Origin of the sequence: Paenibacillus sp. FSL P4-0184, assembly GCF_038004625.1 — a bacterium.
GTDB lineage: Bacteria > Bacillota > Bacilli > Paenibacillales > Paenibacillaceae > Paenibacillus_AQ.
The window spans coordinates 689,575-715,388 of the sequence record NZ_JBBORN010000002.1 but is presented as its reverse complement, the minus strand read 5'-3'; the positions used below and the strand labels follow the sequence as shown (position 1 = coordinate 715,388).

At 42.2% G+C, this 25,814-nt stretch carries 26 protein-coding genes; 6 read left to right on the top strand and 20 right to left on the bottom strand.

The annotated features are described in order from the left end of the window. Positions 1-110: 110 nt before the first annotated feature. The 3 genes from MKY52_RS24930 to MKY52_RS24920 form a co-directional block, all read right to left on the bottom strand. Positions 111-1,466 (bottom strand): ABC transporter substrate-binding protein, encoded by a 1,356-nt coding sequence (locus tag MKY52_RS24930; RefSeq protein WP_341054210.1) that lies wholly within the window; start codon positions 1,464-1,466, stop codon positions 111-113. A gap of 136 nt (positions 1,467-1,602) precedes the next feature. Continuing rightward, positions 1,603-2,205, bottom strand: coding sequence for a hypothetical protein (locus tag MKY52_RS24925; protein ID WP_341054209.1), 603 nt, complete (start codon positions 2,203-2,205; stop codon positions 1,603-1,605). Between the two features lie 329 nt (positions 2,206-2,534). Further along, on the bottom strand, positions 2,535-3,128 hold the full coding sequence (locus MKY52_RS24920) for a manganese efflux pump (RefSeq protein WP_341054207.1): 594 nt from the start codon (positions 3,126-3,128) through the stop codon (positions 2,535-2,537). 182 nt (positions 3,129-3,310) lie between these two features. Here MKY52_RS24920 and MKY52_RS24915 point away from each other — a divergent pair, with 182 nt between their 5' ends. Further along, positions 3,311-3,523, top strand: a complete 213-nt coding sequence (locus tag MKY52_RS24915) for a hypothetical protein (protein ID WP_042187476.1) — start codon at positions 3,311-3,313, stop codon at positions 3,521-3,523. Positions 3,524-3,595: 72 nt separating this feature from the next. Here the strand turns inward: MKY52_RS24915 and MKY52_RS24910 are convergent, their stop codons facing one another. From MKY52_RS24910 to MKY52_RS24895, 4 genes are all read right to left on the bottom strand, one after another. After that, complete coding sequence (locus MKY52_RS24910) at positions 3,596-3,760, bottom strand: hypothetical protein (protein ID WP_179085705.1); 165 nt, start codon at positions 3,758-3,760, stop codon at positions 3,596-3,598. A 145-nt stretch (positions 3,761-3,905) separates the two neighbouring features. Continuing rightward, on the bottom strand, positions 3,906-4,799 hold the full coding sequence (locus tag MKY52_RS24905; RefSeq protein ID WP_341054205.1) for a polysaccharide deacetylase family protein: 894 nt from the start codon (positions 4,797-4,799) through the stop codon (positions 3,906-3,908). 127 nt (positions 4,800-4,926) lie between these two features. Beyond that, complete coding sequence (locus tag MKY52_RS24900; RefSeq protein WP_341054202.1) at positions 4,927-5,520, bottom strand: LOG family protein; 594 nt, start codon at positions 5,518-5,520, stop codon at positions 4,927-4,929. An 88-nt stretch (positions 5,521-5,608) separates the two neighbouring features. Next, positions 5,609-7,165, bottom strand: coding sequence for a stalk domain-containing protein (locus tag MKY52_RS24895; RefSeq protein WP_341054200.1), 1,557 nt, complete (start codon positions 7,163-7,165; stop codon positions 5,609-5,611). A 192-nt stretch (positions 7,166-7,357) separates the two neighbouring features. On the opposite strand from MKY52_RS24895, the gene MKY52_RS24890 reads away from it, so the two are divergent. Beyond that, positions 7,358-8,029: a tetratricopeptide repeat protein gene (locus MKY52_RS24890; protein ID WP_042187471.1), complete on the top strand. Its 672-nt coding sequence runs from the start codon at positions 7,358-7,360 to the stop codon at positions 8,027-8,029. A gap of 94 nt (positions 8,030-8,123) precedes the next feature. Here the strand turns inward: MKY52_RS24890 and MKY52_RS24885 are convergent, their stop codons facing one another. From MKY52_RS24885 to MKY52_RS24850, 8 genes are all read right to left on the bottom strand, one after another. After that, positions 8,124-9,527: a lytic polysaccharide monooxygenase gene (locus MKY52_RS24885; RefSeq protein WP_341054198.1), complete on the bottom strand. Its 1,404-nt coding sequence runs from the start codon at positions 9,525-9,527 to the stop codon at positions 8,124-8,126. Positions 9,528-9,810: 283 nt separating this feature from the next. Then, positions 9,811-12,972 carry an MMPL family transporter gene (locus tag MKY52_RS24880; RefSeq protein WP_341054196.1) on the bottom strand — a complete coding sequence of 1,054 codons (3,162 nt, stop codon included), beginning with the start codon at positions 12,970-12,972 and terminating at the stop codon, positions 9,811-9,813. Next, positions 12,969-13,424 (bottom strand): MarR family winged helix-turn-helix transcriptional regulator, encoded by a 456-nt coding sequence (locus MKY52_RS24875; RefSeq protein WP_341054192.1) that lies wholly within the window; start codon positions 13,422-13,424, stop codon positions 12,969-12,971. The genes MKY52_RS24880 and MKY52_RS24875 overlap by 4 nt, the downstream gene beginning before the upstream one ends. Positions 13,425-13,597: 173 nt before the next feature. Next, positions 13,598-14,038 carry a GNAT family N-acetyltransferase gene (locus tag MKY52_RS24870; RefSeq protein WP_341054190.1) on the bottom strand — a complete coding sequence of 147 codons (441 nt, stop codon included), beginning with the start codon at positions 14,036-14,038 and terminating at the stop codon, positions 13,598-13,600. A 3-nt stretch (positions 14,039-14,041) separates the two neighbouring features. Further along, positions 14,042-14,521 carry a VanZ family protein gene (locus tag MKY52_RS24865; protein ID WP_341054186.1) on the bottom strand — a complete coding sequence of 160 codons (480 nt, stop codon included), beginning with the start codon at positions 14,519-14,521 and terminating at the stop codon, positions 14,042-14,044. After that, positions 14,518-15,198: a ribose-5-phosphate isomerase RpiA gene (rpiA, locus tag MKY52_RS24860; RefSeq protein WP_143764014.1), complete on the bottom strand. Its 681-nt coding sequence runs from the start codon at positions 15,196-15,198 to the stop codon at positions 14,518-14,520. The genes MKY52_RS24865 and rpiA overlap by 4 nt, the downstream gene beginning before the upstream one ends. A 67-nt stretch (positions 15,199-15,265) precedes the next feature. After that, positions 15,266-15,775 carry a GNAT family N-acetyltransferase gene (locus MKY52_RS24855; protein WP_341054183.1) on the bottom strand — a complete coding sequence of 170 codons (510 nt, stop codon included), beginning with the start codon at positions 15,773-15,775 and terminating at the stop codon, positions 15,266-15,268. Positions 15,776-15,853: 78 nt separating this feature from the next. Next, on the bottom strand, positions 15,854-16,306 hold the full coding sequence (locus tag MKY52_RS24850) for a hypothetical protein (RefSeq protein WP_143759423.1): 453 nt from the start codon (positions 16,304-16,306) through the stop codon (positions 15,854-15,856). Between the two features lie 235 nt (positions 16,307-16,541). Between MKY52_RS24850 and fsa the strand changes: the two genes are divergently transcribed. Beyond that, entirely contained in the window at positions 16,542-17,189 is a 648-nt protein-coding gene (gene fsa / locus MKY52_RS24845; RefSeq protein ID WP_042126959.1) for a fructose-6-phosphate aldolase, read from the top strand. 55 nt (positions 17,190-17,244) lie between these two features. On the opposite strand, the gene MKY52_RS24840 is transcribed toward fsa, so the two are convergent. From MKY52_RS24840 to MKY52_RS24830, 3 genes are all read right to left on the bottom strand, one after another. Beyond that, the gene (locus MKY52_RS24840) at positions 17,245-18,558 is read right to left on the bottom strand and encodes an MFS transporter (protein WP_341054181.1); all 1,314 of its coding nucleotides are present in this window, start codon (positions 18,556-18,558) and stop codon (positions 17,245-17,247) included. A gap of 133 nt (positions 18,559-18,691) precedes the next feature. Continuing rightward, on the bottom strand, positions 18,692-21,043 hold the full coding sequence (gene helD / locus MKY52_RS24835; RefSeq protein WP_341054179.1) for an RNA polymerase recycling motor HelD: 2,352 nt from the start codon (positions 21,041-21,043) through the stop codon (positions 18,692-18,694). 76 nt (positions 21,044-21,119) lie between these two features. Then, positions 21,120-22,166 carry an FUSC family protein gene (locus tag MKY52_RS24830; RefSeq protein ID WP_042187452.1) on the bottom strand — a complete coding sequence of 349 codons (1,047 nt, stop codon included), beginning with the start codon at positions 22,164-22,166 and terminating at the stop codon, positions 21,120-21,122. Positions 22,167-22,354: 188 nt separating this feature from the next. Here MKY52_RS24830 and MKY52_RS24825 point away from each other — a divergent pair, with 188 nt between their 5' ends. Beyond that, complete coding sequence (locus MKY52_RS24825; RefSeq protein ID WP_341054176.1) at positions 22,355-22,888, top strand: hypothetical protein; 534 nt, start codon at positions 22,355-22,357, stop codon at positions 22,886-22,888. 95 nt (positions 22,889-22,983) lie between these two features. Here MKY52_RS24825 and MKY52_RS24820 read toward each other — a convergent pair whose 3' ends face one another. Further along, positions 22,984-23,625 (bottom strand): phosphatase PAP2 family protein, encoded by a 642-nt coding sequence (locus tag MKY52_RS24820; protein ID WP_341054174.1) that lies wholly within the window; start codon positions 23,623-23,625, stop codon positions 22,984-22,986. A 110-nt stretch (positions 23,626-23,735) separates the two neighbouring features. Between MKY52_RS24820 and hfq the strand changes: the two genes are divergently transcribed. After that, positions 23,736-23,957 carry an RNA chaperone Hfq gene (gene hfq, locus MKY52_RS24815; RefSeq protein ID WP_042126951.1) on the top strand — a complete coding sequence of 74 codons (222 nt, stop codon included), beginning with the start codon at positions 23,736-23,738 and terminating at the stop codon, positions 23,955-23,957. Between the two features lie 124 nt (positions 23,958-24,081). On the opposite strand, the gene MKY52_RS24810 is transcribed toward hfq, so the two are convergent. Beyond that, a complete protein-coding gene (locus MKY52_RS24810) occupies positions 24,082-25,188 on the bottom strand; it encodes a lactonase family protein (RefSeq protein WP_341054172.1) in 1,107 nt (368 codons plus the stop codon). Positions 25,189-25,369: 181 nt separating this feature from the next. Here MKY52_RS24810 and MKY52_RS24805 point away from each other — a divergent pair, with 181 nt between their 5' ends. Then, positions 25,370-25,705, top strand: coding sequence for a hypothetical protein (locus MKY52_RS24805; protein ID WP_042126947.1), 336 nt, complete (start codon positions 25,370-25,372; stop codon positions 25,703-25,705). Positions 25,706-25,814: the final 109 nt, after the last annotated feature.

The following is a 25,814-nucleotide window of genomic DNA, read 5'->3' as shown; positions in this document are numbered from 1 at the left end:
CGTCTCTATAAGGACGCTAAGCGTTTATGTGAGATAAATCCGAATTCATAGAGAATACCGTTCTCCATGAATCCGGACCTTCTAAAAATAGAGTGCTTTTATTAGAAGTCTTAACTGCGTTCAGCCAGTGTTTTCGCTTGTTTTACAGCTTCATCCCACTCTTTAGCCGGATCAGCCTTTTTCTCCAGCACATTTTTCAGTGCATTTTTGAAGAAGGTATCGGTTTGGTCATGAAGAGGACCGTAGTATACAGGTTTTACTCGATTAGCAGCTTTACCAAATTCAACAGCTGTTTGTTGTCCACCGAAGAATTCATCTTTGAAATCTACGAATGCCGGATCTTCGTACAGTGCTGGAATGGAAGGCATCAAACCTTTTGTTTTGAATGATTCCAGTTGATTATCCTTGTTATCCATCCATGCGATAAAGTCATAAGCTTCTTTAGAATGCTTACCTTCTTTAGGGAGTGTCAAGAACGAACCACCCCAGTTACCAGCACCTTCTGGAAGCTGCGCGATTTTCCATTTGCCAGTGGAGTCTGGAGCATTACTCTTAACATTCCCTGCCATCCAAGCAGGTCCCATAACCACTGCAAATGATCCGTCGTTCATCCCTTGTCCCCATTCAGGAGACCAGAGCATCACATTGCTGATCCAGCCTTCTTGGATACCTTTAACTGTGAAATCATAAGCTTTGCGAACTTGCGGATTAGTGTCTCCGATAAAGCTGCCATCCGCTTTGCTGAAATAGATTTCATCCGCAGATTGGTCACGTAATGCGTTAAATGTAAGATCAGTAAGGTCTACAAACGGTTTGCCTGTCTTTTCCTTGAAAGCTTTGGCTACAGCTGCGAACTTGTCCCAAGTATCAATCGCTGCGCCAAATCCTTCGGAGTCACTTGGTAATCCCGCTTCTTCAGCCAAATCTGTTCTGTAATACACAACCGTTGGACCGATATCTGTAGGAAGACCCAGCTGGAAGCTTCCATCTACGGAAGAGGCTTGTTTCCATTTCCAATCCAGATAGTTCGCTTGAATATCTTTGGCTCCGAGATCATTCAGGTTATAGAATTTATCCTGTGCATTGATAAAACGCTCCATGAAACCGATTTCAAGTTGGAAAATATCTGGTGCGCCCGACCCCGCCGATAAAGCAGTGGTCAAATTATTATGGTGAGCCGTTTGGTCACCGGTATTTTGAACCTTGATCGTAACGTTTGGATGTTCCTTCGTGTACTCTTTCGCTAGATCCTCATAGTTCACGTTTCCGAGTGTCCAGAAAGAAAGTTCGATTTTCTCAGCAGGCTCAGTACCCTCATCTTTTGTAGGTTCACTTGTGCTTGCTGCGTTGTTACCTGTATTTTTACTTGATGCATTATTCTCGGCGTTGTTACCTCCGCATGCTGCCAGTGAACCTACAAGCATGATAGCGACTAACGAAAGCGCCAAGTGTTTTACTTTATTCATTCCCCTGTACCCCTTTCTAAGGTTTCTCTTACAAGATTTAGTGTACAGGGTTTATATTCTTTTTTTGAGGAGGCAAACTTCCGATTTGTGGTGGAAATACTTCTGATTCAATTAAAAAAAGCCCTCATAAGAGGACTCAAAGTTCATTACCATAAAATTTGTTTTCCCCACCAGCGTTTTTATAGGCTCTGAGAACGTTTAGCATGGCCTGTTTCTGACGTTTACTCAGTACTATGTCTTCCTGGTATAAACCCAATCCTGTCAATCGCACAATTGTTTTCTCGGCATTAGCCATCGCCTTTATCATCTTTAAATCATTAAGATAAACAGTATCTTCATAAACTTCACGTACAGTACTATAAGAAAATGATTTCTTTATTAGAATTCCCGCATTATTAGTAACTTCAAAAACTTCCTCATCTGCTCTAATCTTAATCCACTTTGTGTCAATCTGACGATTACCTATATAATCAACCACATAATGAAGATTTGAGACAATACCTTCTTCGTTTTTTATGAAATAAACGTAAAAATCATTCTTGTCTATGTTATCAATGGTTGTTTGTGCATAATAGACTGAGAATTCTCCAAACTCATCCCTCTCCTCAATCAGACCGGATAATGCTTTATTGACTTCTTCGGGTGATTTTGTGGGTTCCGGTGGTGTATTCTGCACATTTGAAGAACATGCTGATAAAGATATGACTAGGAGCATCAAATAAAGTGTTTTTCTATTCATGCCTCTTCTCCAGCTCTATAGCTTGCGCGCTGTCATCGGTAGCATTATGCCCTAAAGTTTCGATAATTTTCTTTTTCAATGTCTGACCTCCAATATATTAATATACCAAGTATATCCAAAAACCGGGTGATAGGGTAGGACATTGTTAAGAGACTACGAATGTACCGCTGCAGCTAACTGTATCTACAATGCCGTCGATATGAGTTCCACGATTAACGGTTTGTGATTGTTTTCGTTAGATTTTCCAGCAAGCGTTCAAAAATCGTTGCTAACAAACCACATTCAATTGAATGTGGTCTTAAACATTTACTTCGTATCATTGACCTTCCTTAAATAAATATTTCATACAGACCTATGCCTACTAATAACAATCCACCGATAAGATCAGAATGTTTACCTAGCCAGGTTTTGGACATTCGATTCCCGATTTTCATTCCGGCAGTAACAGTGATAAACGAAAAGGCACCCACTGAGATCGCTGTGAATGTTGCGTTCACGCCGCTGATCCCTGCTCCAAAGCCTGTTGCAATACAATTGATAGCTAGCGCCACACCAAGCCAAATCGATTCTTGCCATTTTAAAACATGACGATAGCCAGTATCTGTAGAAGATGTGCTCACGACGTTGCTCTCTATATCCATGCTTACATTTGAAGTTGTTTTTTTATGCACAGCTCTAATACTCCAGATTCCCATAAACAGAATCAAGCACCCTCCAATGGCATTTCCATTCGCTTCAGAAAAATATTCTGACACATACTCACCTGAAGTTATTGAGATATATGTAGCCAGCATCGACAGAACAGCAATAATCAGATTAGAAAATGGTGTAATTCTTGTGGACCTAGCGCCAAAGGAAACGCCTATTCCTAAGTTATCCAAATTTGAAGCCAACCCAATAATGATGATGGAAAGCCAATGCATATCTAAACCCCCTTAATACATTCATAACTATGTTATGTCTGAGATGGGCGTATAGAATTTTGTCCAAATGTGCTGCTCATAGAATGTTCGTCAGCTTCATTTATATTGGATTTCTCATGCTTCCACAGGTATACTATTTTTATTTCTAACTTCATTAAATGATCAAAAGGAGTTAAATACTTATGCCAATTAACCGCCCGCTGCTAACAGACAGCGATTTCCAAGAAGCCGTTGACCGCAAACTACCTGTTCGTGTATTTCAGGACGATCATTTGGTGAATTCAGGGGCCACTGTTGTCCGCTTCACCGATTCTGATGTAGTTATTCAGTCGAGGGTTAGCGATCTGACTTATTACGCTCGTAAGAGTTGCCAATTTTATGAGGTTAGACCCTAAAAAAAGCCGGAACACACTGACCCTTGGGATCAATGCGTTCCGGCTTTTTTCAGCAGACATATGTAGTAGCTCTTACTTAATATTTTTGTATGTGCCATACACTTTCATTTTTTCATTCAAGACTTCCTGAAAACTCTGCTTCTTCTTATTAGCTCTCTCTTGTTTAGGATTGACCACGGGCTGAGGTCTAAAAAACTGATGATTGTAAGCCATAAGATTATGTACCATCACATTCATTGAATTCTAACCTCCTTCCGTGTCGTTCCTGAAATTTCTATTTTCGCTTAATTGCATATGGTTACTTACCCAGCTTCTCCAAAGTTTAATCACTTTTATGACTTTCTGTTTAAACAAATTTAAATGATCCCTTTTTTGCAATGCGCTAAATACCTCTTTGTAAATCACGAATGTCACTCCACGAAATAAGTTTAATTTGCTCATTATTAATCACTTGCTTAATTTCAATATCATTTAGAAGAAGATACTCCAATTCTCTTTCTGTATAACATTCCGTTATCGCTATTAACTGCTCTGTTTTTTTAGAAGGATGTATAGTTAACTGGGTTACTCCAGGTTTTAGATTCTTTAATAGATCAGTTAATCTCCTTTTCATTTTGCTGTACTCAGCATTGGGGTTAAAACAATATGGAAGAGAAACTATATCATCGATTAATAAAATCCCCCTCTCTTTTGCTGAAGAAATTCTTTTTTGAAACAATCTCAATTGATCATTATTAAAAAATGGTTGGTCTAAGATCCTACTAGGTAAATTAAAGGGTAGTTGGTACTTTTCACATAAATCAAATGTTATTTCTATAAAATCTCGCCCTGTGAATAACCCCATAATGCTTCCACCATGACTATCCAGATGAGTTGGATCAATGCCTTGTAAAATTGCACTTTGGATCTGCGATTCCATCTCTAATTTAACCTCATTAGCAGCAGCGTTTCTTTCCAGAAGAGTGGCATCTTGATGAAAATATCCTTCCGCCGTAATTAAACTATTTAAATTTCTTTCTTTGAATACTGGTTGATACAGATGTTTCTCGCCGCTTGTTAAAGTTAGATGAATTCCAATATTCTTTATCCCTTTACTATTGACAATCTCCATTGCTTCATTTGAGTCTGGGCAAGGGATCATAATAGATGTGGATGTTATTGCTTTTTCTTCAAATAAGTTAACAATAGCTTCATTAGTTCCTTTAGTTATTCCAAAATCGTCGGCATTAATAATTAACAAACGGTCGTCAATCGCAAAACCTAATTTTTGTATCATAAACCTTCCCCCTATTAATGAATGATTTTTTAAAAAAATAACAATAAGGACGCAATCACCGTTAAGTGTTTGCGTCCTTATTTTGTAAACCGTTCATTTGCTCCCTATAGCAGTGGAAGCCTAGAATCTAACGCTGTGATGGAAATCTAGGGTTCCCAAAACCTTTATTACTATGATCAACTTGACCTCTCATCAGTTCAAGCAAATATTCGGGATCAGAGTTCATATCTAACATTTTCAATGCATTTTTTGGAGCAAACCCTTCACTTACACTGTGAGTGATCATGGCTAACAGTGGATTAAAATAACCTCTTATATTCAGCAGCCCTATAGGCTTCTGATGAATCCCAATCTGCATCCAGCATAGAATTTCAAATAACTCATCAAAGGTTCCGAGACCACCCGGCAGGGCAATAAACGCATCAGCCATACCGCTCATAACGGCCTTTCGTTCATGCATACTAGAGACCTCAATCAGATTCGTTAGCCCAGAATGCCTGATTTCATCTTTAAAAAGATCCACTGGCATGATACCGACGACTTCACCACCATTTGCCAACACTCCGTCTGCCACCTGTCCCATCAGGCCATTTCTTGAACCTCCATAAACCAGCCTACAACCTTGTGCAGCTATATGATAACCCAACTCTCTAGCCATTTCTGTATATTCTGAATTAAGACCTGGATTCGAACCGGCGAACACACATATTGTAAAAGCCATACCTATCACTCCAGACTGGTTATTATGGTTCAATTGAGATAATTCACTTATTGTACATCAGAATATTAAAATAAGTGTTAAATGAAAGTCATCTTTTTGTTTGTATCGTTAATTGGTACAGTTTACTATTCCACTCTGCAGTAACACCTAGTGCCTTAGCCAAAGCTGCCGCTGGAACAAGTGATGCATAACTTACTTTAATGGCTCCCTCTTTAAAGATGATTTTCTTGCCTTCTTTCGAGAGCGTCATATCTCCGTCCCATGAGAGGGTGTAGCCCAGATTTTCCGCCACTTCCCTGATCGGTACTCTTACACTTCCATCCAAGAATATAGCAGACTGTGCGGAGTCGATCTTCTTCCCATCCACGATTACAGTAACAGGCTTCAAGATAGGAGATACAGTAAAAGGACGTGAATCAAGCGCGCTGATTCCAAGTTGACCAAACATATTCGTCCCCCAAGCTACTGCTGTTCCATCCTTCAAAACTGCATATTTACTATTTTCCCCCGTGGCAAAAGAAACCGGATTACTCAAGCCTTTGATTTGTTTAGGCTTAGTAAAGACCCATTTACTGTCGGTTGATGATTGGGTATTCCAAGTCCACGCGGTGCCATCTTTTTTAACAGCTACAAAGCCACCTAAATCCAGCGTAAGTTTGGAGATCGGCTTTATGACTGTGATCTTTTGCAGACCTTGCAATAAAGTGCCAGCTTCCCATACCCAGTATTCTCCTTTTTTATTGGCAACAAGATTGAACCCATTTTTCGTCTGAACAGATACAATATCCGTAAGACCTGGCATCTTCTTCATCATGATTTCGTTATAATTATTGCTGTCAACCGTTGCCCAGACACTTCCATTCTCAGTTAACGCCAGTATACTCCTCCAGTTCATAGAAACGGACTTCACATGATATAAATCCTTGACTGGGGTCGGCTTCTTCACCGCTTTTGTATTCTCTATTTGCGGGTTAGCGCTCCAAATCCAAAGAGTACCGTTGGTGCGAATTGCGGCCTGATAGTCACTGTTACCGACCCACATTACCTCACTTAAACCCTGAACCTTGGTAGCAGCAGGCAACTCTGTAAAACCTACATCAGTGATTTCTGGAGGATTCCACTGGAGTACGCTTCCATCCTTTCTCAAAGCTAAGGTATTGTGTATGCCTGAAGCTATACTGACTACATCGGTCATCCCAGAGATAACCTGAGGAAGCAGCACCTTGTGCTGTTTAGTGCTTACCCCATTGCCTACTTCTATAGCATTCTTATCCCGGTAATCTCCCCAAGCTTTAACCGTCCCGTCTTCGTTCAGCGCAACATAATAAATTCCACCGATCTCTAACTGCTTCGTACGATCAAGCGCTGCTATGCGATGGGGAGTAATCGTCCACCCTTCAGGACCTGCAGTTTCATTTGCAAATTGTCCAAAAACATTGCTCCCCCAAGACCATACGGTTCCGTCAGTCCCCAGTGCGAAGGAGCTCCCTCCCCAAAATCCAGAAGTGGCAACAATCTCCTTAATTCCACTCAGCTTCGCGGATGAGGGATCCGCGCTTATCACTTGTGGGACTGACGTAACAGCCATAAAAGTAGAACAAACAACCAAACTAAACAGCTGTAACTTCCTTGCTAATAAGTTCATCTTATTTTTCCCTTCTTATGATATTATTGTAATTATTATTCATCTTACACTAAGACGCTATTAAGCTGCTCAAAGTTGTATAATTTTTAAATCCTGGGATTCAGATTGCTTTGAATTATGTTATAATTACGCTGCCTTGGATCTACTCTTTTCAATCGCAATACCGGAACCAAATGATTATGGAGGGAAGTTATGCTTAAATTTATAGGTGTTTTACTGCTCTTCAGATTAGTGGGCAACCCTTTTCTGGCTATATTCATCCTGCTTCTTATCTTGTATTTCTTGGATCGGCGATATGTGGGCATCTTCCCCAGCATTACAAAGCCCTTCAAAAGAATGCGTCAAATTTCCAAGTTACGAACAACCATTTCTTTAAATCCTAATGATGTTTCATCCAAATTTGATTTAGCGCGGAGTTTGACAGAACGTAAAAAATACAGGGAAGCGAAGGATCTCCTACTGCAAATCGAGGACCGTTATGAACAATCTGCTGAATATTGGGTAGAACTCGGACATGTGAATCTTAAGCTAGGCGCTTTGGAGGAAGGCGAAGCACAAATGCTTCGTGGTCTGGAGATCAACCGTAAGGCTCGATATGGACAGCCATATCTTTGGTTAGCGGAAACTTTCCGCCATACGAATCATGATAAAGCATTACATTACGTTACTCAGTATCAAGAAATCCAGTCTTCTTCTTCTGAGGCGTATTATCTGGCTGGCTCGATGTATAAAGCGCTTGGCAGATCAGAGGATGCGAAACGAGCTTTCGAAGAGTCCACCGCTGTTTATCGTTCACTTCCTAAATATAAAAAACGGCAGGAGCGCGGTTGGGCGTTGCGCAGCTTTTTTGCCAAGATGAAATAAACTTGACGACTCCTTACCCAAAAAACGGAGATCACTTCTGATTATCAGAAATGATCTCCGTTTTTTTATAATAAATTGGGGGGAAACGATGTTATTAGTTCGCCACTAATTTCCAAAGCGATAATGCCGACTCCGGATTCCAGTTGGTATCACCGAAACTTCTAAATGTCAATCGAGCTTCATAAACGTTACCCTTGTATTCAACTTTTGTTCCTACAATGTACAACCCGGTTGCATTCCAAGCTGCTACATCTGGTAATACGGGTTTCACAAGGGTTGTGACTGTATACAAAGAGCTCTTGTCTGAAATATTACCAGCAGCGTCTACAGCTCTCACATGATAATTGTACGTAGTGGAAGCTTGCACCGTTAAATCCGTAAAGGAAGTTCCCTTAGTTTGGGTCAATTCAACACCCTCTCGATACACAACATAATGATCAACACCTACATTATCTTGGGCGGCGTTCCACATCAGATTAACACTATTGTGCTTCACTGACATGGTATGCAGCCCCTCAACCATCGAAGGCTTCACAGTATCTGGTGTTTCCACTGGAGGTATAACCACTTCCGGGTTTGGTGTGCTAACAACAATAATATTACTTGAGCCTGACGTGTTTCCTGCACGATCCACCGCAACAATATAATATGTATAAATTTTACCTGCTTCTACAGTAATGTCTTTAAAGCTCGTTGTTGAGGATGTTCCGATTTGTTTCGCTATACCGACGCTATCCCCGCGATAAATCATGTAATGATCTACGCCTACGTTATCTGTTGCAGCATTCCACATAAGATCTACACTGCTCGATTCTACACTCATAGTGTGTAACCCCGTTACTGTTGACGGCTTCTCCGTGTCTGGTTGTACCCCAGGTCCTGATTCACCGTTCTTTAGATTCACATCAATGACTTGGTAGAAGGCATTCGCTGTATCATCAATATCCCACACCGCCAAAATAACATGGTATCCACTGCGGTCAGTTGGGACATTCACTTTGTGCGTCACAGAACGCTCAGGCTGTTTACCGCCATTTTCAAAAGTTCCAATAAGCTCTAAATCGGATCGTTTAATTGGCGTATTAGGATTCCAACCTTTTTTCGTAATATAGTAATGCCATTTTGTTGTTCTATGTTGTGCTGTATGATACCAAGTGATGTCATTGACTCCGCCAACCATATCGTGCTTAATCCAGCGATCACTTGATTGTTGATCCAGAATTCCTCCGAACATGCCACCCGCAGATGCAATCTTCCCGTCCGCAGGACCCGCCAATGGGAAGCCCTTTGGTGCCTCTAGACTCTGTGGCTCATATTGTACAGAACCCACATTATTCGCTGCACCAAGCTTCGCACGACTTGCTGGTTCGGATACATAACCGTGTCCTAACGCTTTATCGGTATCGATAAGTCCTACTCCGGCAATAACCCCCGCTGTAATAACAAATGGAACAACCTTCTTTGCGATACTGCTGTTCTTCATGCTTACTTTCATCATTCATCATCTCGCTTTCTAGTTGTAATTTGGAGACTTTGAAAACGAATCCAGTGTTATTATAATTTTCCGAAAACATAATAACAATAACCTAAAGAACCAGACGACAATGGATAAAAGACCCATGACAATTGAACGGATTAGTAGTTCTCCCCGCTAATAATGTCCCATCGAAGCGATTCATTCTACTCAAATAAAAAGCCAGCCACCGATAAATATATCGGTGGCTGGCTGCAAAAAAACAACTTGTTATGACTTCTGATTCATAAATGGGGTATAGTCCCAGTTACATATTTAAATCCTGCTTGTTAGCTTCTCCGCTCTGTTTAACCGTAAATGGCCACCAAGTTCCTCGGCCGAAGATCCGTACCATTACAGGGACAAAGAACGGCAGGAAGATTAAAGCATACAAGGCCAATCCTACGAGCACCACTGTAGCAATCTGCATCATCGACAATACCCCAGAAGGATACATCGAAGCGAAGGTACCACCCAGAATAACTACAGCTGAAAGGATAACTGTACCCATATTGCGCATAGCGTGTAGAATCGCTTCTTTTACGTCCCATGTTTTATTTTCGTTAAACCGGGCCATTAAGAAAATGCTATAATCCACACCTAGTGCAATCAGCATAACAAAACTAAAGAATGGCGTCGTCCAGGTGATCCCTTCATAGTGCAGAAGATTAACGAAAATTGCCTCTGTAACGCCCAACGCTGAAAAGTAAGTGATCAAAAGTGAAATGATAAGGTAAATCGGCATTACGATTGAACGAAGCAGCAACACTAATATGATGAAAATACCGCTCAGCATCAAGATTACTGTACGCGTATAGTCTTCATTGGAAATATTCCGCAAATCGCTTTGACTACTTGTAACCCCGCTAATAGCTGTTTCAGCATTTTCAAGCTTCGTGCCTTTAACTGCACGATCTACTGCTGCTTGAATATCACCCACACTATCTATAGCCTCTGAGCTGTAAGGATTCTCGGTGAATACCACGTCCAATGTCATCACCTTACGGTCATCAGATAAGTACGTGTCAAATACCTGCTTTATACCTTCAGCTTTAAGTGCCTCAGCCGGTACGAAGAATCCGCTCAGCTCTTCATCCTTAGCCGCTTGAATCTGATTCAAGTATTCTTGTGCCGAGCCCAGACCGCTTGTAATTTGCTTCAATCCATCAGCACTATCGCTCAGTCCAGTGGTTAAGGCTCCAATCTGACCTGTCAATTCACCAAAACCATCTGCAAGCTGCTTCTGTCCGCCTTGCAATTGATCAAGACCACTTGTGATAGATGGAATCTTTTCTACGATCTGTCCTTGACCTGCTGCCGCCTGATCGAGTCCAGATTGCAGTTGACCGATTCCAGCTACAAGCTTAGCTAAACCTTGCGCGAGCGCGGTTTGCCCAGCCGCAGCTTTGGCATAACCGGCATTCGCCTCATTTAAGCCAGTAGCTGCACCTTTAAGCTGTTCTGAAACCTGACCAAGTCCGGCTGCTAGTTGCGCTGCACCCGTACCACTTTGTGCTACTGTACCTTTGATCGTCAAATAATTTACATCCTGAACAATTTCCGGATAACTGCTCTCTAGGCCAGCGAAGGAACCGTCCAGTCCTTTTAATGCCTCTGCAACACCTTGTAGCTGCTTCGGAAGCTGCCCGAGTCCTTCATCCAGCTGGGTTAAGCCCCCACCGATTTTTTTATAGCCCTCAAGTAACTTCGCATTTGCATCTGCTAACTGTTTAGCACTTGTTGCTGCCTGCTGAAGACCGGATTTGATCTCTCCTGCACCCGCTGAGCCACTCTTAATCCCGCTCTCAATCTGGGTGAGCCCAGCACCTAAAGCAACAATTCCGTCTTTGAGATCCGCTGTGCCCTCTGTCAGCTTAGCACTCCCTGCAACAGCCTCTGTAAGTTTAGGAGCATTATCGCTAAGCTGTTTACTAGCTTCAGACAAGCCGGTCTGAATCTTGGTCAGACCTTCGTTACTCTGGTCCAGTCCATCAGAAAGAGTACCCACCTGATTCGGAATCAAGAAATCACTAATCAACTCACCTGTTGGACGTGACATACTCCGAACCGATTTTACACTATCCACTTTTTCCAGCTCGCGGCTAATTTTCTCCGCAAGTCCCAGATATTCTGAATTGTCCATACGATCATCATTCTTGATAACGATCTTGCCAGGCATCGATTCACCTGGTCCGAAGCTCTCCGAAATAATATTAAAGCCTTTAACGGAAGCATATTCCGATCCAATTTCCTCCAAGCTGTTAAAGGACAGCTTACCGCTATAGGTGACTAGGAATGGGGATACGATTACTGCAACGATTAGAAGTGCGGCCCACGGTCTTTTTAAAGAAAAAGAACCTGCCCATCCCCAAATACGGCTCTCACTATGCTCCAGCTTGCCACGGGAGGGCCAGAATAGCTTTTTGCCTAGAACAGCCATAAAGAATGGAACAATCGTCACAAGTGCCAATAGCATAACTGCAATACCAACTGCAACAGCTACTGCTGAACGATAGAGAATAAATTTCGATAACCCAATCGCTACAAAACCTACAAACACCGCTAAGCCCGAATAGAACACCGTTCCTCCAGCTTTTCGATAAGTTGCAATGATTGCACTTTTAGTATTTTCTGCGGTCATCAATTCTTCTTTAAAGCGACTGATCAGCAGAATACAATAATCCGTACCGATCCCGAACATGACCGCAACCATAAAGATTTGAGTAAACGTTGATAAAGGAAAATCATAACGATCCACCAAAAAAGCCACGACAGATTGGGATACAATATAGCTGATACCCACGGTCAGCAGCGGTACAAAAGGCGCTACGAACGAACGAAACACGACGAATAGAATAAGTAGGATAAAGACAACTGTAATATACTCCGACTTCTTTAGCCCTGCTTCTGAGCTTGCAATCATATCCTCTGTAATCAGACCTTCACTGGTCAAATAATGATCTGCTTTAACACCTGAGAGCATCTCATCCACTTTATCTGGCAGCGCAGTAACAGCCTCTCCTTCACCTTTTACGGACAACGCCACCATAATAGTCTTGCCATCTTTGGCAATCAGTGTATCTTTAAGCTCACTTTGTGAAAAAGGATCGGTGATGGAATCTAACTGCAAAGCTTCCTTATTCGCAGCCAGCTTCTCAACGCCTTGTTGAATACTTGCTGTTTCTTCCGCTCCGATTCCCTTCGGGTTATTGAACACAAGGGCTACTTGATGGAGTGATTCGCCTCCCTTGTCACTTGACGCTTCCTTCATGATTTCTGCTGCTCTTGATGAAGGGTATCCCTCTGGAACGGTAACCTGCCCCTTCTCACGGACAAGATCAGAGAAAGACGGGGCCGTCATCACTAGCACCACCGCTACAGCGAGCCAGATTGCGATAACCGCCCATCTTGCTTTTAGAATCGTCTTCATTGGCTCTTCCCTCCATTATCATTCTGAATTAGACTTGCCAGTTTCTCAAACATCATGATGAACGTCTCAATATCCTTCTTTTCAAAATGAAACAAATACGGGGCCACTACTTCATGTACTTGCGACTCAGCTGCTTCAAATACTCTTCTACCATGCTCTGACATCGATAAATACACCTGACGACGATCATTCTCGTCACGAGTGCGCTCAATAATGCCCGCTTGCACCAGTCTGTTGATTATTGCTGTAATGGAGCTTTTACCCACGCAAAAAGTTTCTGCTAGATATGTAGATGTACATTGTTCCTGAGCATTAATCAGACGCAGAATTTGATACTGATCATTCGTTGTATCTGCAGCAATGCTATCTTTAATTCTTGCGGCTACTTGTCGAGTCACCATCATATAAGCATCCATATAACGGTTAATCCAATGCTGAACTTCATCTTCCAAAGCTTCCTACCTCCAAATATAGTTCAACTGTAGAACAGTTTCATTGTCAAACTATAATCCCATTTATTTCAAAAGTCAACTTTACAATTCTAAGGAACAATTTAAGGTGACCCAACAAAAAAACAGGCCGAGATTTCATCTCGACCTGCCATTGTATGTCTTTTAAAAACTGTTTATTCCTCATCCTCGATCTCTTCTACTTCATAAACACATCTCAGCGTTTCAATGCCTGCTGCATTTTCGCCGAGGCTGTACACCATGAACCCAAGACTACGGTAGAAATCTGCAGCAATCTCATCCTCTGTTTCAGCTACCAGATAACGCGGCTGACGCGTAGTAAGCAGCTCCAGAATCATCCCCCGTGCATAGCCTTTTCCTCTGTTCTCTGGCAATACAGCAATATGCCGAATATCCAAGGAACCATCTTCTGTTTCTTCAAAACCTACAAGACCAAGCAGTAATTCTTCCTCTTCCCAGCCATATAACTTTAGCCCGGCTTGTTCGCTATACTCAGACGAAGTCTGCTGTAGAGCATTCGGATCATCTATGACCGCATAGGTCAGCAGCTCATTCACCTCAGATGTACCAATGAGGGGTTTAAGATCAATCAACATTCTTCACATTTCTCCTTCTTTGTTCCTTTTACAGCTAATCACTCGAAACAATCCGTAGCCTGTCCACACACCCAGCATGTTTAATAGTAAATCATCAATATCGAAGCTTCCCACATGCAGCAGCATTTGCAAGCACTCCAAAAGCAGAATACAAGGGACAGCATATAGCGAGATTCTAAGCCAAGAAACAGGACGTATCTTTACTATTGGCGAAAGAAAACCAAATGGAATAAAAACTACAACATTTCCTAGCAGATTTACTAGCCGATTGATAAGTGATAAACCGTTATCCAAGTTGAAATAAAGTGACACCGTGCGAAATGGAACCAGATTATACTGAAGAGGACCTCCGGTATGTACCTCACGTCCAAATCCGATAAACATCCAATAGATAACAGTAGCACTATACAGAGTTAGCACTACCCGTGTCAATCCTTTTAGCGGCCATGAACGGTAAGTTTCTTTATGTCTGCGGTTAATCAATTCTTAGGTTGAGCTTCAATAATTTCGATAGTTCCATCAAGTTTACCTACGATCGCCATCGCTGCAATCCCAATAAATAGGCCGTGATCTACAACACCCGGGATGTTTTGGATGGTCAGTGCAAGCTTCGGTGCAGCTTCTATCGCTTCAAATCGGCAGTCCGCAATGTAATTGCCATTATCCGTCTTGTACAACTCTTCTCCGCTGCGACGCAATTCAGGCTGGCAACCCAGTTTGGCAAGCTCTGCCACAGTCCATTCCCACGCGAAAGGAACGATTTCCACCGGCAACGGAAATTTGCCTAGCGTGTTTACAACTTTACCTTCATCGGCAATCACAATCATTCGGGTACTATTACTAGCTACAATCTTCTCACGAAGCAAAGCGCCGCCGCCGCCTTTAATTAGTTGCAGACTGCTGTCTAGCTCGTCCGCTCCGTCAATGGTTAAGTCCAGACTATCAATATCACCAAAAGCTACCAGTGGAATTCCCAGCTCTCGTGCTTGCTCTTCGGAAGCGCGTGAAGTAGCTACTGCGGTAATTTTCAAGCCTTCACTGACGCGTTCACCGAGCTTGCGGATTGCCCAGTAGGCAGTTGATCCCGTACCCAGACCTACCTTCATTCCATCTTCTACATATTCCACTGCTTTTTCAGCTGCTAGTTGTTTAACGTTGATACTCATTTTAATACCCCCATGTTATCCATTATAAAAAATGTATATTAATCTTGAAATCACCTATTAATCAGGAGGACTCCGATAGAACATCGACATCCAAGTTTTTGCCGTAACAGAGACTATCCGGATCACCTATGTAGGGTCCAAATAAATCAATCGGTTGGTAGCCATGCTTGACGTAAAGCGCAATCGCTTCTGGCTGCTTAATTCCGGTCTCCAATCGGATCTCCTTAAACCCCGCCGCTAATGCTTGTTCTTCAAGGAATAACAGCATATTTGTAGCTATGCCCATTTTACGATAACTAGAATCTACATAAAAGCGCTTCAACTCCATCGTTACGATCTCTATTCCGAGATAATCCAGTGGACGAAGCCCACCACAGCCCACTGGTTTTCCGTTTAAGTAGGCTACTACGAAAGTCATTTCTTTTACTTTGGGATCCTCGAAATCAACAACATAGATCGTCTCATGCGGATAACGCATCTTCAGTTCTTCATCCAGAAACGTAATAAGTTCTCTTAAATCAGCGTTCTCTGGATCAACTACTTCAAAATTCACTTCTGTTCCGGGCGACACTCTATTTCCCTCTTTTCTTGTATCCAAATTCGTATTATCCTTCTTGCAGCCAAAAAAATCAATATTCTTCATTCTGTCTTATGTATATTGTAATTTCACTACATCCTCTAAGTTTAGGATCATCTCTTTTTCAGCATGGTTAGCAGCCCTATGTAAGTAAGCTTTATGCTCAATGAAAGCATCTGAGGGGGCTGCCAATTTAATGTGCTCCAGCACACTGCGTTCGACATCAGCGAGAACTAGATTTCCTCTACCCGCACTTACTCTACATAGATTAATGATTGCTAAAGGCTTATTCACAACTGCCTGACCGCTGGACTCCACAAAAACTGTGTATTGAACTAAAGGTATTACGTCTGGATCTTCCACGCTAGCAGCGCAAGATTGGTCAAAGATAGAATACATTAGTGAAGGATTGCGTGATAAAGTCCCTAATTTTTTCTGATTAGATACCAATTTGCTGTTCTGGTAGGCCAAGAATCCGGCAACTGACAACACGAGCACAAGCAAAATAACTAATATCGAGTACATTTCATCACGTCCCACCCAATACTCCATAATAACAATACCGATTATATATTATCATGGATAACTGCATAGACCAATCCTATATTATCAACACTATAACAAGTGTAAGCGATATTCAATCTATAAAGTTATTTTGAAATATTCAAAATAACAGTTGAAACTTCGTTTGACATGTCTCATAATGAAAATATGAATATTGTTTGTCAATCCATATGGAAATCAAGGGAGGAAACTTAAAATGAAGTTTTTCTTGGACACCGGAAATATTGAAGAGATCAAACGTATTACTCGCCTCGGATTAGTGGATGGCGTAACGACTAACCCGTCGCTCATCGCTAAAGAAGGAAGATTGTTTAAAGATGTTATCAAAGAAATCGTAGCAATCGTTCCAGGTCCTGTAAGTGCAGAAGTAATCGGACTTACAGCAGAAGAAATGCTTAAAGAAGCATACGAAATTGCTGAGTGGGCTCCAAACGTTGTCATTAAACTCCCTATGACTGAAGATGGCTTGGAAGCTTGTTATGAGCTTACAAAAAAAGGTATTAAAACTAACGTAACGCTTGTCTTCTCAGCGGCTCAAGGCTTGATGGCTGCAAAAGCAGGCGCAACTTATATTTCTCCTTTCGTAGGACGTCTGGATGATATCGGTGTTGACGGAATGAAGCTGATCAAGGATCTGAAGACCATCCTAACTAACTACGGTATGACTTCCGAAATTATTGCAGCATCCATCCGTAACATTGCGCATGTTGAGCAAGCCGCTCTTGCTGGTGCTCACATTGCTACCATCCCAGGTTCGCTCCTGCCTACCCTCTGGAAGCATCCGCTGACAGATAACGGTATCGAACGCTTCCTGAAGGATTGGGAATCCGTACCACAAGCATAAGATTGTCTTTCATTCTTTTATCAAAGGGCTATCCCGCAAGCTACGGCATCGCAGCTTAAGGATAGCTCTTTTTTCCATCTAAAGTCCTTGCAGAAGTCTGACGAACACGCTTTGATAAGAGGCGCGGATTTACCTGCTCCGTTTCTTTCACGCCAGATTCTCCCTTGCTCCCCTTGCTTGGCGTTACTGCAAATAATGTCAGCAATCCACCAATTGCGCCGACTGTAGCCATCAAAGCGAATAATACCCAATGACCACTGCTTAACAGCAGCGATACCACTGGCGGCCCTGCGGCTACCCCAATAAACCTCATACTGCTATAGAGAGCGGTTATCGTGCCGCTATTCTCTTTCTCAATTCCCTCCGTGATTAATGCATCCATACAAGGAAGCACAATCCCGATTCCAACACAACCTAAGCCCATAAACCCGACTAAGAAATAAATACCTTTATTGAACCCCGCAAAGATCATTGCTGCAGTTAGTAACACCATACCTCCAAAGCCCAGCCATTTCATTAGCGTTTTGTTCTGACCAATGATCTTTCCTGTTCCATATGAAGACAGACATAACAAGGCTAATGGTATTGCCAGCACAAACCCCTTCATTGCCCCATGCATATTAAATTTAGATTCCAGCATTTCCGATAAATAGAATTGAACGCCAAAGGTTACAAACATACAGATACCGCCTATGGCAAAAATAGCATACAACCATCGTCCCTTTTCTCGCAAAATGCTCACAATTCCGGATAAAAATTCTCTTATACCCTGTTTCTCAGGTTGTTCCTTCGCTTCCGGCTTTCGAACCAGAAAAAGAACTAAAGCAAATGAAATTAGACATAGAACAGGAATAGCGATAAAAGGTGCAAACCAAAGCCATATTCCAAGATAAGCTCCAAGAATCGGACTGAGTACTTTACCAAAGGTATTTGAGGTTTCAATAATTCCCAGACTTTTGCTTACATCCTTTTCTTCCTTGAATAAATCACCAACGAAGGGCAGCACAATAGGAAAAGCACCAGCCGCACCTATCCCTTGTAATAAACGTCCGGCCAGAATGACCCAATAGGCGCTAACGCCCTTCATAAACCAAGCCGCCACCACGCAGACAGCTCCACCAATAGCAGCAATGATCAGACTCGGAAGAATCACCTTTTTACGTCCATAAGCATCAGACAGGTACCCTGCAATTGGGATCATCACGATAGCCATCAATCCATAAACAGTAATCAGCATACTCACCTGAAAAGAGCTAATGCCTAGTTCTTTAGAAATCTGCGGCAAAATAGGGAGCAGCATGGAGTTACCGAGGGTCATAATTAGTGGAATGGATGCCAGTGCAAGCAGATCCCATTTTCTTTCCTTCATGAACTGACCACCTTTGTCATTGTTTGCGACGACTCTCTATATTGTGGTTTGTTCATCCCTCTTTATTCATACATATAAAAAGACCGTCCCCCGCCAATGCGAAAGGACGATCTTATGATCAGAAGATGGGGCTTTACAGCGAATTTGTAATCATGGTCTTCGCTTTTACAGATGGAAGAAACCGGTTTGGTTCTCCTAGGCTAAAAATATGCAGCAAGTGCATCGCTCGAGTGCAAGCTGTATAGAACAGTTTACGCTCACTTTCTCTGCCATATCGTTCAGCTGAACCATCGTAAATGATGACAGCATCAAACTCCACACCTTTAGCTAAGTAAGCAGGTAACACCAATGTTCCCTTCTGGAAATTCGGCGTTTCTTTCGTAACGAGCCTTACTGGTAGCCTACTATGTAGTTCATCATGAACTCTTGCGCTTTCTTCTGCTGTTTTACAAATGACAGCCACATAATGATACCCCTTGGATTGCAAATTCCGGATATCCTTTTCAACTGCATTCAGAAGCTCATCCTCGCTAGACACCACACTTAGCTGAGGTTCTTCTCCTCGGCGATTAAACGGCACAATTCTTTCCCCTCCAGGAATCATTGAACGCGTAAATTCCACAATCTCAAAAGTGGAGCGATAGCTTCGGGTTAACGAGATCACTTCTGTATTCTCTTCCCCATATATGCTTACCAAACTAGACAAATCACCGAGCACCTCACCTTGTGCATAGATCGCCTGATTCAAATCACCCAATACGGTCATTTTTGCCCTTGGAAATAAACGGCGCATGAACTCTAATTGGAAAGGTGAGTAGTCTTGTACTTCATCCACAATCACATGACGAATCAGCGTATTGGTACGGAAGCCTTGGCTTAACTCCTTCAAATAAAGGAATGGTGTAGCATCTTCGTAGGCAAGCTCGTTCACTGCGATTGATTTTAGTGTTTGTTCACAGATCTCATCCCAGATTTCCGGCAGAGAATTAACACCATTTAGACGTTCCATAAGCTCACGATCCGTAAACAGCGTACTGTACAGCCCTTTAACATCCACAAAACGACCTCGTTTAGTCCATCCGCGCAGCGGTTTTAAGCGTTGGCTGACTACATACCGGGATAACACTTCTTTTTCAGTATCAAAATCATCAAAACTATCCTGCGTGGCTTTCTTCTTACGTCGCAACATCTGATATGCACGGTGGTAATCACTGGAGTCCAATAGCTCAATTTGATCTTCAACCCATGAAGCATTTCTTTCCTCATGGCTAAAGTCAGCGATCTTCTTCAGTAACCAGCGTGTCATTAAGTCTACACGGTTCGCAAGCTTAATGGCGGGATCATAGGCATAGAAATGACGTTCCATTTCTTCTTTACTGACTACCGCTCTACCTTGAAACATTAAAGGCTTGAACAGCATGCCCTCATGTTCCAGCATCGTAGCATACCGACGAATCACATCGAGAAAAGGTACGGATGATTTATAAGCGATGCCTTCTCTGCGTATACCCACTTCAGGGCCATCAGGGGCATTCAATAGGTTTTCCGTCTGACTAAAGACATCTTCCAGCTGGAATTCATGTCCTAAACGATGCTCAAGATACATTTGAAAAGTGGTTTGTTGCATATTTTCTTCACCCAGCTCTGGGAGCACAGTTGAAACATAGCTATTAAACAGCGGGTTCGGTGAGAACAACAACATCTGGTCTGCTTGCAGAACTTCACGGTATTTATACAAAAGATAAGCAACCCGCTGCAATGCTGCAGAGGTTTTCCCGCTTCCTGCGGCACCCTGAACGACCAGCATTCGGCTTTTGTCGTTGCGGATAATCGCATTTTGCTCTTTCTGGATGGTAGCTACAATACTCTTCATTCGATCATCCGCACTATGGCTAAGCACTTGCTGCAAAAGCTCGTCGCCGATCGTTACCCCAGTATCAAACATAACTTCAATAACACCATCAGAAATCACAAACTGACGTTTAAGATTCATTGTACCGGAAACAAGTCCACCAGGTGTCTCATAAGCTGTTGGGCCAGGAGCTCCGTCATAATATAAGCTCGATATAGGCGCCCGCCAGTCATAGATCAAGAAGGTGCCATCATCCTCCATCAAGGATCCAATCCCCAGATAAATCTTTTCCGTTTCTCCATTTGGTGCTTCTGTAAAGTCAATACGCCCAAAGTAAGGAGAGACGAGTAGCTTTTTATATTTTTTTAGAGCCTTGCTCGACTGTAAATGATGGCGTTCACGTTCATTCAAGATTTGGGATTGTTGGCGCAGACTTGTTGAAGTTTCCCCTAAATCATCTGGACTACTGAAGTTTACTGTTACCTCTTCCCAGAAGTCTTTCCGCATATCCACCACATCACTGCGATGGAGTCCGAGCTCCTCAGATAATCGCCGGATATGGGCAGACAAAAGCTTAGTCAATCCGTCAACCCGCTGCTGTTCCTCTTTCCATTCAATTTCATGATTCTCCACTACATTTCATCCCCTTTTGGGTTTCACCCTGAACATAATCCTTAAGCTTATATGTTGCACATCACAAGGTTATGTTTTAAGCTTCGCGATCCGTTTCTTTTTCCTCAGTCGCTATACGGTTCATCTGATCTGCCACTTTATCAAGCCGTTCTAATTGATAGCCGTAATCGTAAATAGCTGCGGCTACAACATACAATCGTAGTTGACCTATTTTCTCCGCATTATACCCCAGGATCGTTGAATTCAAAAATCCATCATTCTCGTCTCCCAAGGGTTCCGATTCATTAGTGTTTGGTTTTAGTTTATCTTCAAATTTCAGCAAGATCAGTTGATGATATTTGATTAACTGCTCCAAATGACTGTCAAACAATGCATCTGTCTCTTCACTTCGATCCGCTTGAAAATAATGCCGATCCACAGCCTCAAGAACATCGAAGCCCTTTTGCAAAGAAGATAACAGGTTCTTATAGACAACCATTTGTCTAGTCTGACTGTACTTCGCCCTCTTTAGCTGTTTCTGCTCTTCCTCAAACAAAGCGTACTTATCCGCTAAAGATTTAATAGATGACTCCAGTGCAAGTTTTTCATCACGAAACACACTTTCCTTCATCTCATGAGATACAGCCGTTCTTAGCAGCAAGGAAAGACTGGCAAAGACGTTCTCGATTTGCTTGATGTACTGTTTCCGTGGTTTCGGAGGAACTACTATAATATTGATTAGAAATGCAGAAACAATCCCTGTCAATGTTAATAAGAAACGATTCAGCGCGAACTGCCATTCACCAGAAGCCTCCATCACTGTTATAACGGTGACCAGTGTCAGGCTAATAGTATCCGCTCGGTTAATTTTCATACTGATCATAATGACAAGAATGCAGACCAACCCAACCGCAATTGGACTATTGGATAACAGCATTCCTCCCAGAAGAGCGAGTACCGCGCCCATTGTAGTCGTTGTCAGCTGATCAAGAAAATAACGCCAAGAGCGATAAATAGATGGCTGCATAGCGAAAATCGCTGCAATCGCAGCGCCCACAGAAGATGGAAAATGTAGCAGTTCGGCTAAATACAAGGCAAGCGTGACTGCCATTCCTGTTTTAAATATGCGAGCTCCAAAAGCCAAAAATATCCCCCCTAAAAATTGGCCCACTCTGCAATATGGACATCTACGAATCCCTCATTCCTCTAATTACCCAAGCCTAGAGTTGATGAATTTTATGATCATTTAAGCTCTCACTTATGATTCTTTCAGCTTTCAGGGAATACTAATTCAAGTAAGTACCTATCACATATAACATACGAGGTGAGTGAATGAATAACAACATCAAAAAATTAGTGACCATCACAGCTGTTTTTTTCCTCAGTCTGTCTCCAGCACTTGCTCCTACTCGGAGCGTGTCAGCTGAGAATGTAACCTCCACTGCACCTGATTCTGGGCCTTCGGAAAAAGGTCATAGACCCCCACCAGGGAAAGACGGGAAATTCAGAGCCGGCGGACATTTCATTATTTTCGAAACAGCCAAGCTGCTTGAGATGGATCGTACGGAGCTAATCAATAGCCTTAAAGCAGGCAAAACCCTCCCCGAGCTTGCCCTTGAGAAGAAAGGCTGGACAGAAGATCAATATATTCAAAAGCTCAGCGAATCCGCAAGTAAGCGGCTGGATCAAGCCATCAGCGAGGGACGTCTAACAAAAGACGAAGCTCAAAAGCTAAAGGCTGGACTTCCTTCTATGCTGAAGAAAAAAATAAGTAAAATGGGTCATTTCCAAGATCATAAATCTTCGGAACATCATGTGATGAACCCTCAAGCAAAAACGCCTTCGGTGTCCTATTTAGGACGGTAAGCGTTTATGCGAGAAATATAAGGATAATGTATAGCGTGAAACATATATATTCTTATATTTTAAAATATCCCCACAAAAACGGGTATCTTCATTTCTTATGAGGATATCCGTTTTTTATAGGCTTCAAATAGACTGATGGATAACATCAGCCACGCGCCACTTGCAGCATAACCACCAATTACGTCGCTAGGATAATGAACTCCCAGGTAAATACGACTCCAGCCAATGCCCACAGTCATGAATACCGCAAACATTATTAACAGGATCCTTTCACTTCTTCGCGGTAAATGACGCCACAGTAAATAGGCAATTACCCCATAGAGGGAGAAGGCTGCCATGGAATGTCCACTTGGGAAACTATAACCGAGCTCTTGGACAATACGATTGAAATTTGGACGCTCCCTTTGAAACCATAACTTCATAAGAGTATTCAATAGCTGTGAGCCTAGTCCAACCCATAGGAACAGAATTAGCTCAAGCCGATGTTTCAGCAGAAAATACAGCAGTGCCATCGTGCCGATCGATATGCCAATCGCTACCTTGGAGGAACCAATCAGAGATAGTCCTTTGGCGAATGTGGTCAGTCCAGGTGATTCAGCGGATTGAACAAAATGAATCATATAATTATCAAATGATGATACCTTATTCATATGAACTAGAATCGCAATAACGACGAAACAAGCAGCAAACCCTATAAAATAACGAAAACCTTTAGACCAGTTCTGATAATAAAGCATAAATACCTCCGTGTCTAATTTTGTGCCTGTCGATCACATTTCCTGAGAAGCTATAACCCGTGCTATAATTATAGAGAAATAAATATAAAAAAAGATGGAGTGCTGCCAAAGTGGAGAGTCTAAAATTGCAGGAACGTTTGTTGAATCAGTTTATTTCCACAAAGGTGCCCGTGACGATTTTTACAACAAATGGTGTAAAAATGCAAGGCGTCGTAACCTCGTATGATGCATTCACAATCACTTTACAGGGTCAAGGTGATGGCAGACAGAATGTGCTCTTCAAATCTGCAGTATCCACTATTGTACCTCTTAAGCCCGTCTCACTCAAATAGTTCACACATTCATTAAACTTCTTCATCCTATTTTCAATAATAAAGGGAACACCGGACTACATCTCCGGTGTTCCCTTTATTATTTTCTTAAATTGTCTTATTCACTCTTCAAAACGAGTTTCTTTTATACAGGGAAAATCACAGGCTTCACACACACCGGCTTGGATACCTCGGCAGTATTTCCAGTAAAGACGAGACAACCACTGGTCTCTTCAATAGAGAACACAACCAGGTTATTAGCGTCACGATTTGCAACAATAAGATAAGCCCCATCCGGAGTTAATGAGAAGTGTCGTGGATGCCCTCCACGAGTAGATACATATTCAATTAGTGTAAGCTTGGCAGTAGCGTTATCCACTGCAAACACTGCGATGTTATCAGCTCCACGGTTAGAAGCGTAAAGATATCTTCCATCTACTGAAGTAGCAATTTCAGCGCAAGTATTCTCTTCCTTAAAATCCTCAGGCAAAGTTGAAATTGTATCTACCGTGTGAAGAGTCCCTGTAGCACTGTCATATGTAAACGATGTTATCGTGGAATCCACCTCGTTTATAACATAAGCAGACTTTCCATCTGGATGAAAAGTAAAATGACGAGGTCCCGCCCCTGGATGAAGCGCAGTATCTCCGTGAACTTCTAGTTTGTTCAAGTCTCTATTGATTTTATAGGACCGAATAATATCAAGCCCAAGATCAGAAACAAACAGATACTGTCCGTCCGGACTGAAAATAGCCGAATGGGGATGTGGGCGATCCTGACGTTCAGGATGGTGACCATGACCGGAATGAATCGCGACATCCGCCAGTTGATTAGCAACTTTTTCTTCATCTAATGTGATCAAGCCTACACTGCCACCATGATAACTACATACAACAATGTATTCATCGCTTAGATCTCTTGAAATATGGCATGTGGTCGTTTGACCATTACCTGAAGCAGGCATTGAGGCTATACGGTTCAATTCGCTCAATTTCCCACGCTTAGCATCGATAGCAAAGGTAACGACTTCTCCCTCTTTTCCACCTTCACCATTTGGCTTTTCTCCTATGGCATATAAACGCAGGGCTGAAGCATCTACATTAACAAAGGTGGGGTTAGTTAGACCCTGAACCGAGTCGATTAATTTTAACGTACCTCCTGCTTCGCCATCGAATTCAAATACCTGCACACCGCTTTCAGTGGCACTTGCATAGGAACCCGTAAACAGCAATAACTTAGTCTGCTTTTCCATCTCTACATCCTCCTCCAAAGTATTGCTATTATATAATTTACAATTTTTAAACGTTAAAGACAAACTATAAAGTAAAAAGTGTGACAAATAGTTCAAAAATAAGGCTTTCCAATGAATAGGGATTGTGCTATAATGAAAGCGCTAACATTAGTCTTTTATTAAGTATAAAGGGGGAACATGAATGAGTAGCATCCTGCTGGAAGCCAGAAATGTATACGAGGACTTCGAGGTGGAAACAGACATTCTGTTCTTTAAGGTCGGGGACCATGATTTGGTCATTTTTCACGGCAGAAACTACAACATAAAAAAGAGAATGACTGCCGAGCAATTAAAACGATTGTTATCCAATTCTACTTACTATCATGTGTACGGTGGCTGTTATGTCAATCTAAACAAGATCAGTTCTATCGAAGACGACTGCATTTATTTCGGAGAAAAGGGCCTATTCGCTAAAAACGTACGGGTCCCAAGACGGAAACAAGAAAGTATTCGTCATCTATTGAAAGGACTGAAGTAAACATCTTATTCCCATAAGCCGGAAGGGCATGTTACCGATGCCATTTCCGGCTTTTTGCTTTTTATTAATAGAATCTTAAAAAGATCCTATCTTTTTTTATACTTTCTTA

What these genes read in the sequence shown, in the direction of transcription:
- MKY52_RS24930 (WP_341054210.1), bottom strand. Translation starts at nt 1,466, where the DNA reads ATGAATAAAGTAAAACACTTGGCGCTTTCGTTAGTCGCTATCATGCTT.
- MKY52_RS24925 (WP_341054209.1), bottom strand. Translation starts at nt 2,205, where the DNA reads ATGAATAGAAAAACACTTTATTTGATGCTCCTAGTCATATCTTTATCA.
- MKY52_RS24920 (WP_341054207.1), bottom strand. Translation starts at nt 3,128, where the DNA reads ATGCATTGGCTTTCCATCATCATTATTGGGTTGGCTTCAAATTTGGAT.
- MKY52_RS24915 (WP_042187476.1), top strand. Translation starts at nt 3,311, where the DNA reads ATGCCAATTAACCGCCCGCTGCTAACAGACAGCGATTTCCAAGAAGCC.
- MKY52_RS24910 (WP_179085705.1), bottom strand. Translation starts at nt 3,760, where the DNA reads ATGAATGTGATGGTACATAATCTTATGGCTTACAATCATCAGTTTTTT.
- MKY52_RS24905 (WP_341054205.1), bottom strand. Translation starts at nt 4,799, where the DNA reads ATGATACAAAAATTAGGTTTTGCGATTGACGACCGTTTGTTAATTATT.
- MKY52_RS24900 (WP_341054202.1), bottom strand. Translation starts at nt 5,520, where the DNA reads ATGGCTTTTACAATATGTGTGTTCGCCGGTTCGAATCCAGGTCTTAAT.
- MKY52_RS24895 (WP_341054200.1), bottom strand. Translation starts at nt 7,165, where the DNA reads ATGAACTTATTAGCAAGGAAGTTACAGCTGTTTAGTTTGGTTGTTTGT.
- MKY52_RS24890 (WP_042187471.1), top strand. Translation starts at nt 7,358, where the DNA reads ATGCTTAAATTTATAGGTGTTTTACTGCTCTTCAGATTAGTGGGCAAC.
- MKY52_RS24885 (WP_341054198.1), bottom strand. Translation starts at nt 9,527, where the DNA reads ATGATGAAAGTAAGCATGAAGAACAGCAGTATCGCAAAGAAGGTTGTT.
- MKY52_RS24880 (WP_341054196.1), bottom strand. Translation starts at nt 12,972, where the DNA reads ATGAAGACGATTCTAAAAGCAAGATGGGCGGTTATCGCAATCTGGCTC.
- MKY52_RS24870 (WP_341054190.1), bottom strand. Translation starts at nt 14,038, where the DNA reads ATGTTGATTGATCTTAAACCCCTCATTGGTACATCTGAGGTGAATGAG.
- MKY52_RS24850 (WP_143759423.1), bottom strand. Translation starts at nt 16,306, where the DNA reads ATGTACTCGATATTAGTTATTTTGCTTGTGCTCGTGTTGTCAGTTGCC.
- fsa (WP_042126959.1), top strand. Translation starts at nt 16,542, where the DNA reads ATGAAGTTTTTCTTGGACACCGGAAATATTGAAGAGATCAAACGTATT.
- MKY52_RS24840 (WP_341054181.1), bottom strand. Translation starts at nt 18,558, where the DNA reads ATGAAGGAAAGAAAATGGGATCTGCTTGCACTGGCATCCATTCCACTA.
- MKY52_RS24825 (WP_341054176.1), top strand. Translation starts at nt 22,355, where the DNA reads ATGAATAACAACATCAAAAAATTAGTGACCATCACAGCTGTTTTTTTC.
- MKY52_RS24820 (WP_341054174.1), bottom strand. Translation starts at nt 23,625, where the DNA reads ATGCTTTATTATCAGAACTGGTCTAAAGGTTTTCGTTATTTTATAGGG.
- MKY52_RS24810 (WP_341054172.1), bottom strand. Translation starts at nt 25,188, where the DNA reads ATGGAAAAGCAGACTAAGTTATTGCTGTTTACGGGTTCCTATGCAAGT.
- MKY52_RS24805 (WP_042126947.1), top strand. Translation starts at nt 25,370, where the DNA reads ATGAGTAGCATCCTGCTGGAAGCCAGAAATGTATACGAGGACTTCGAG.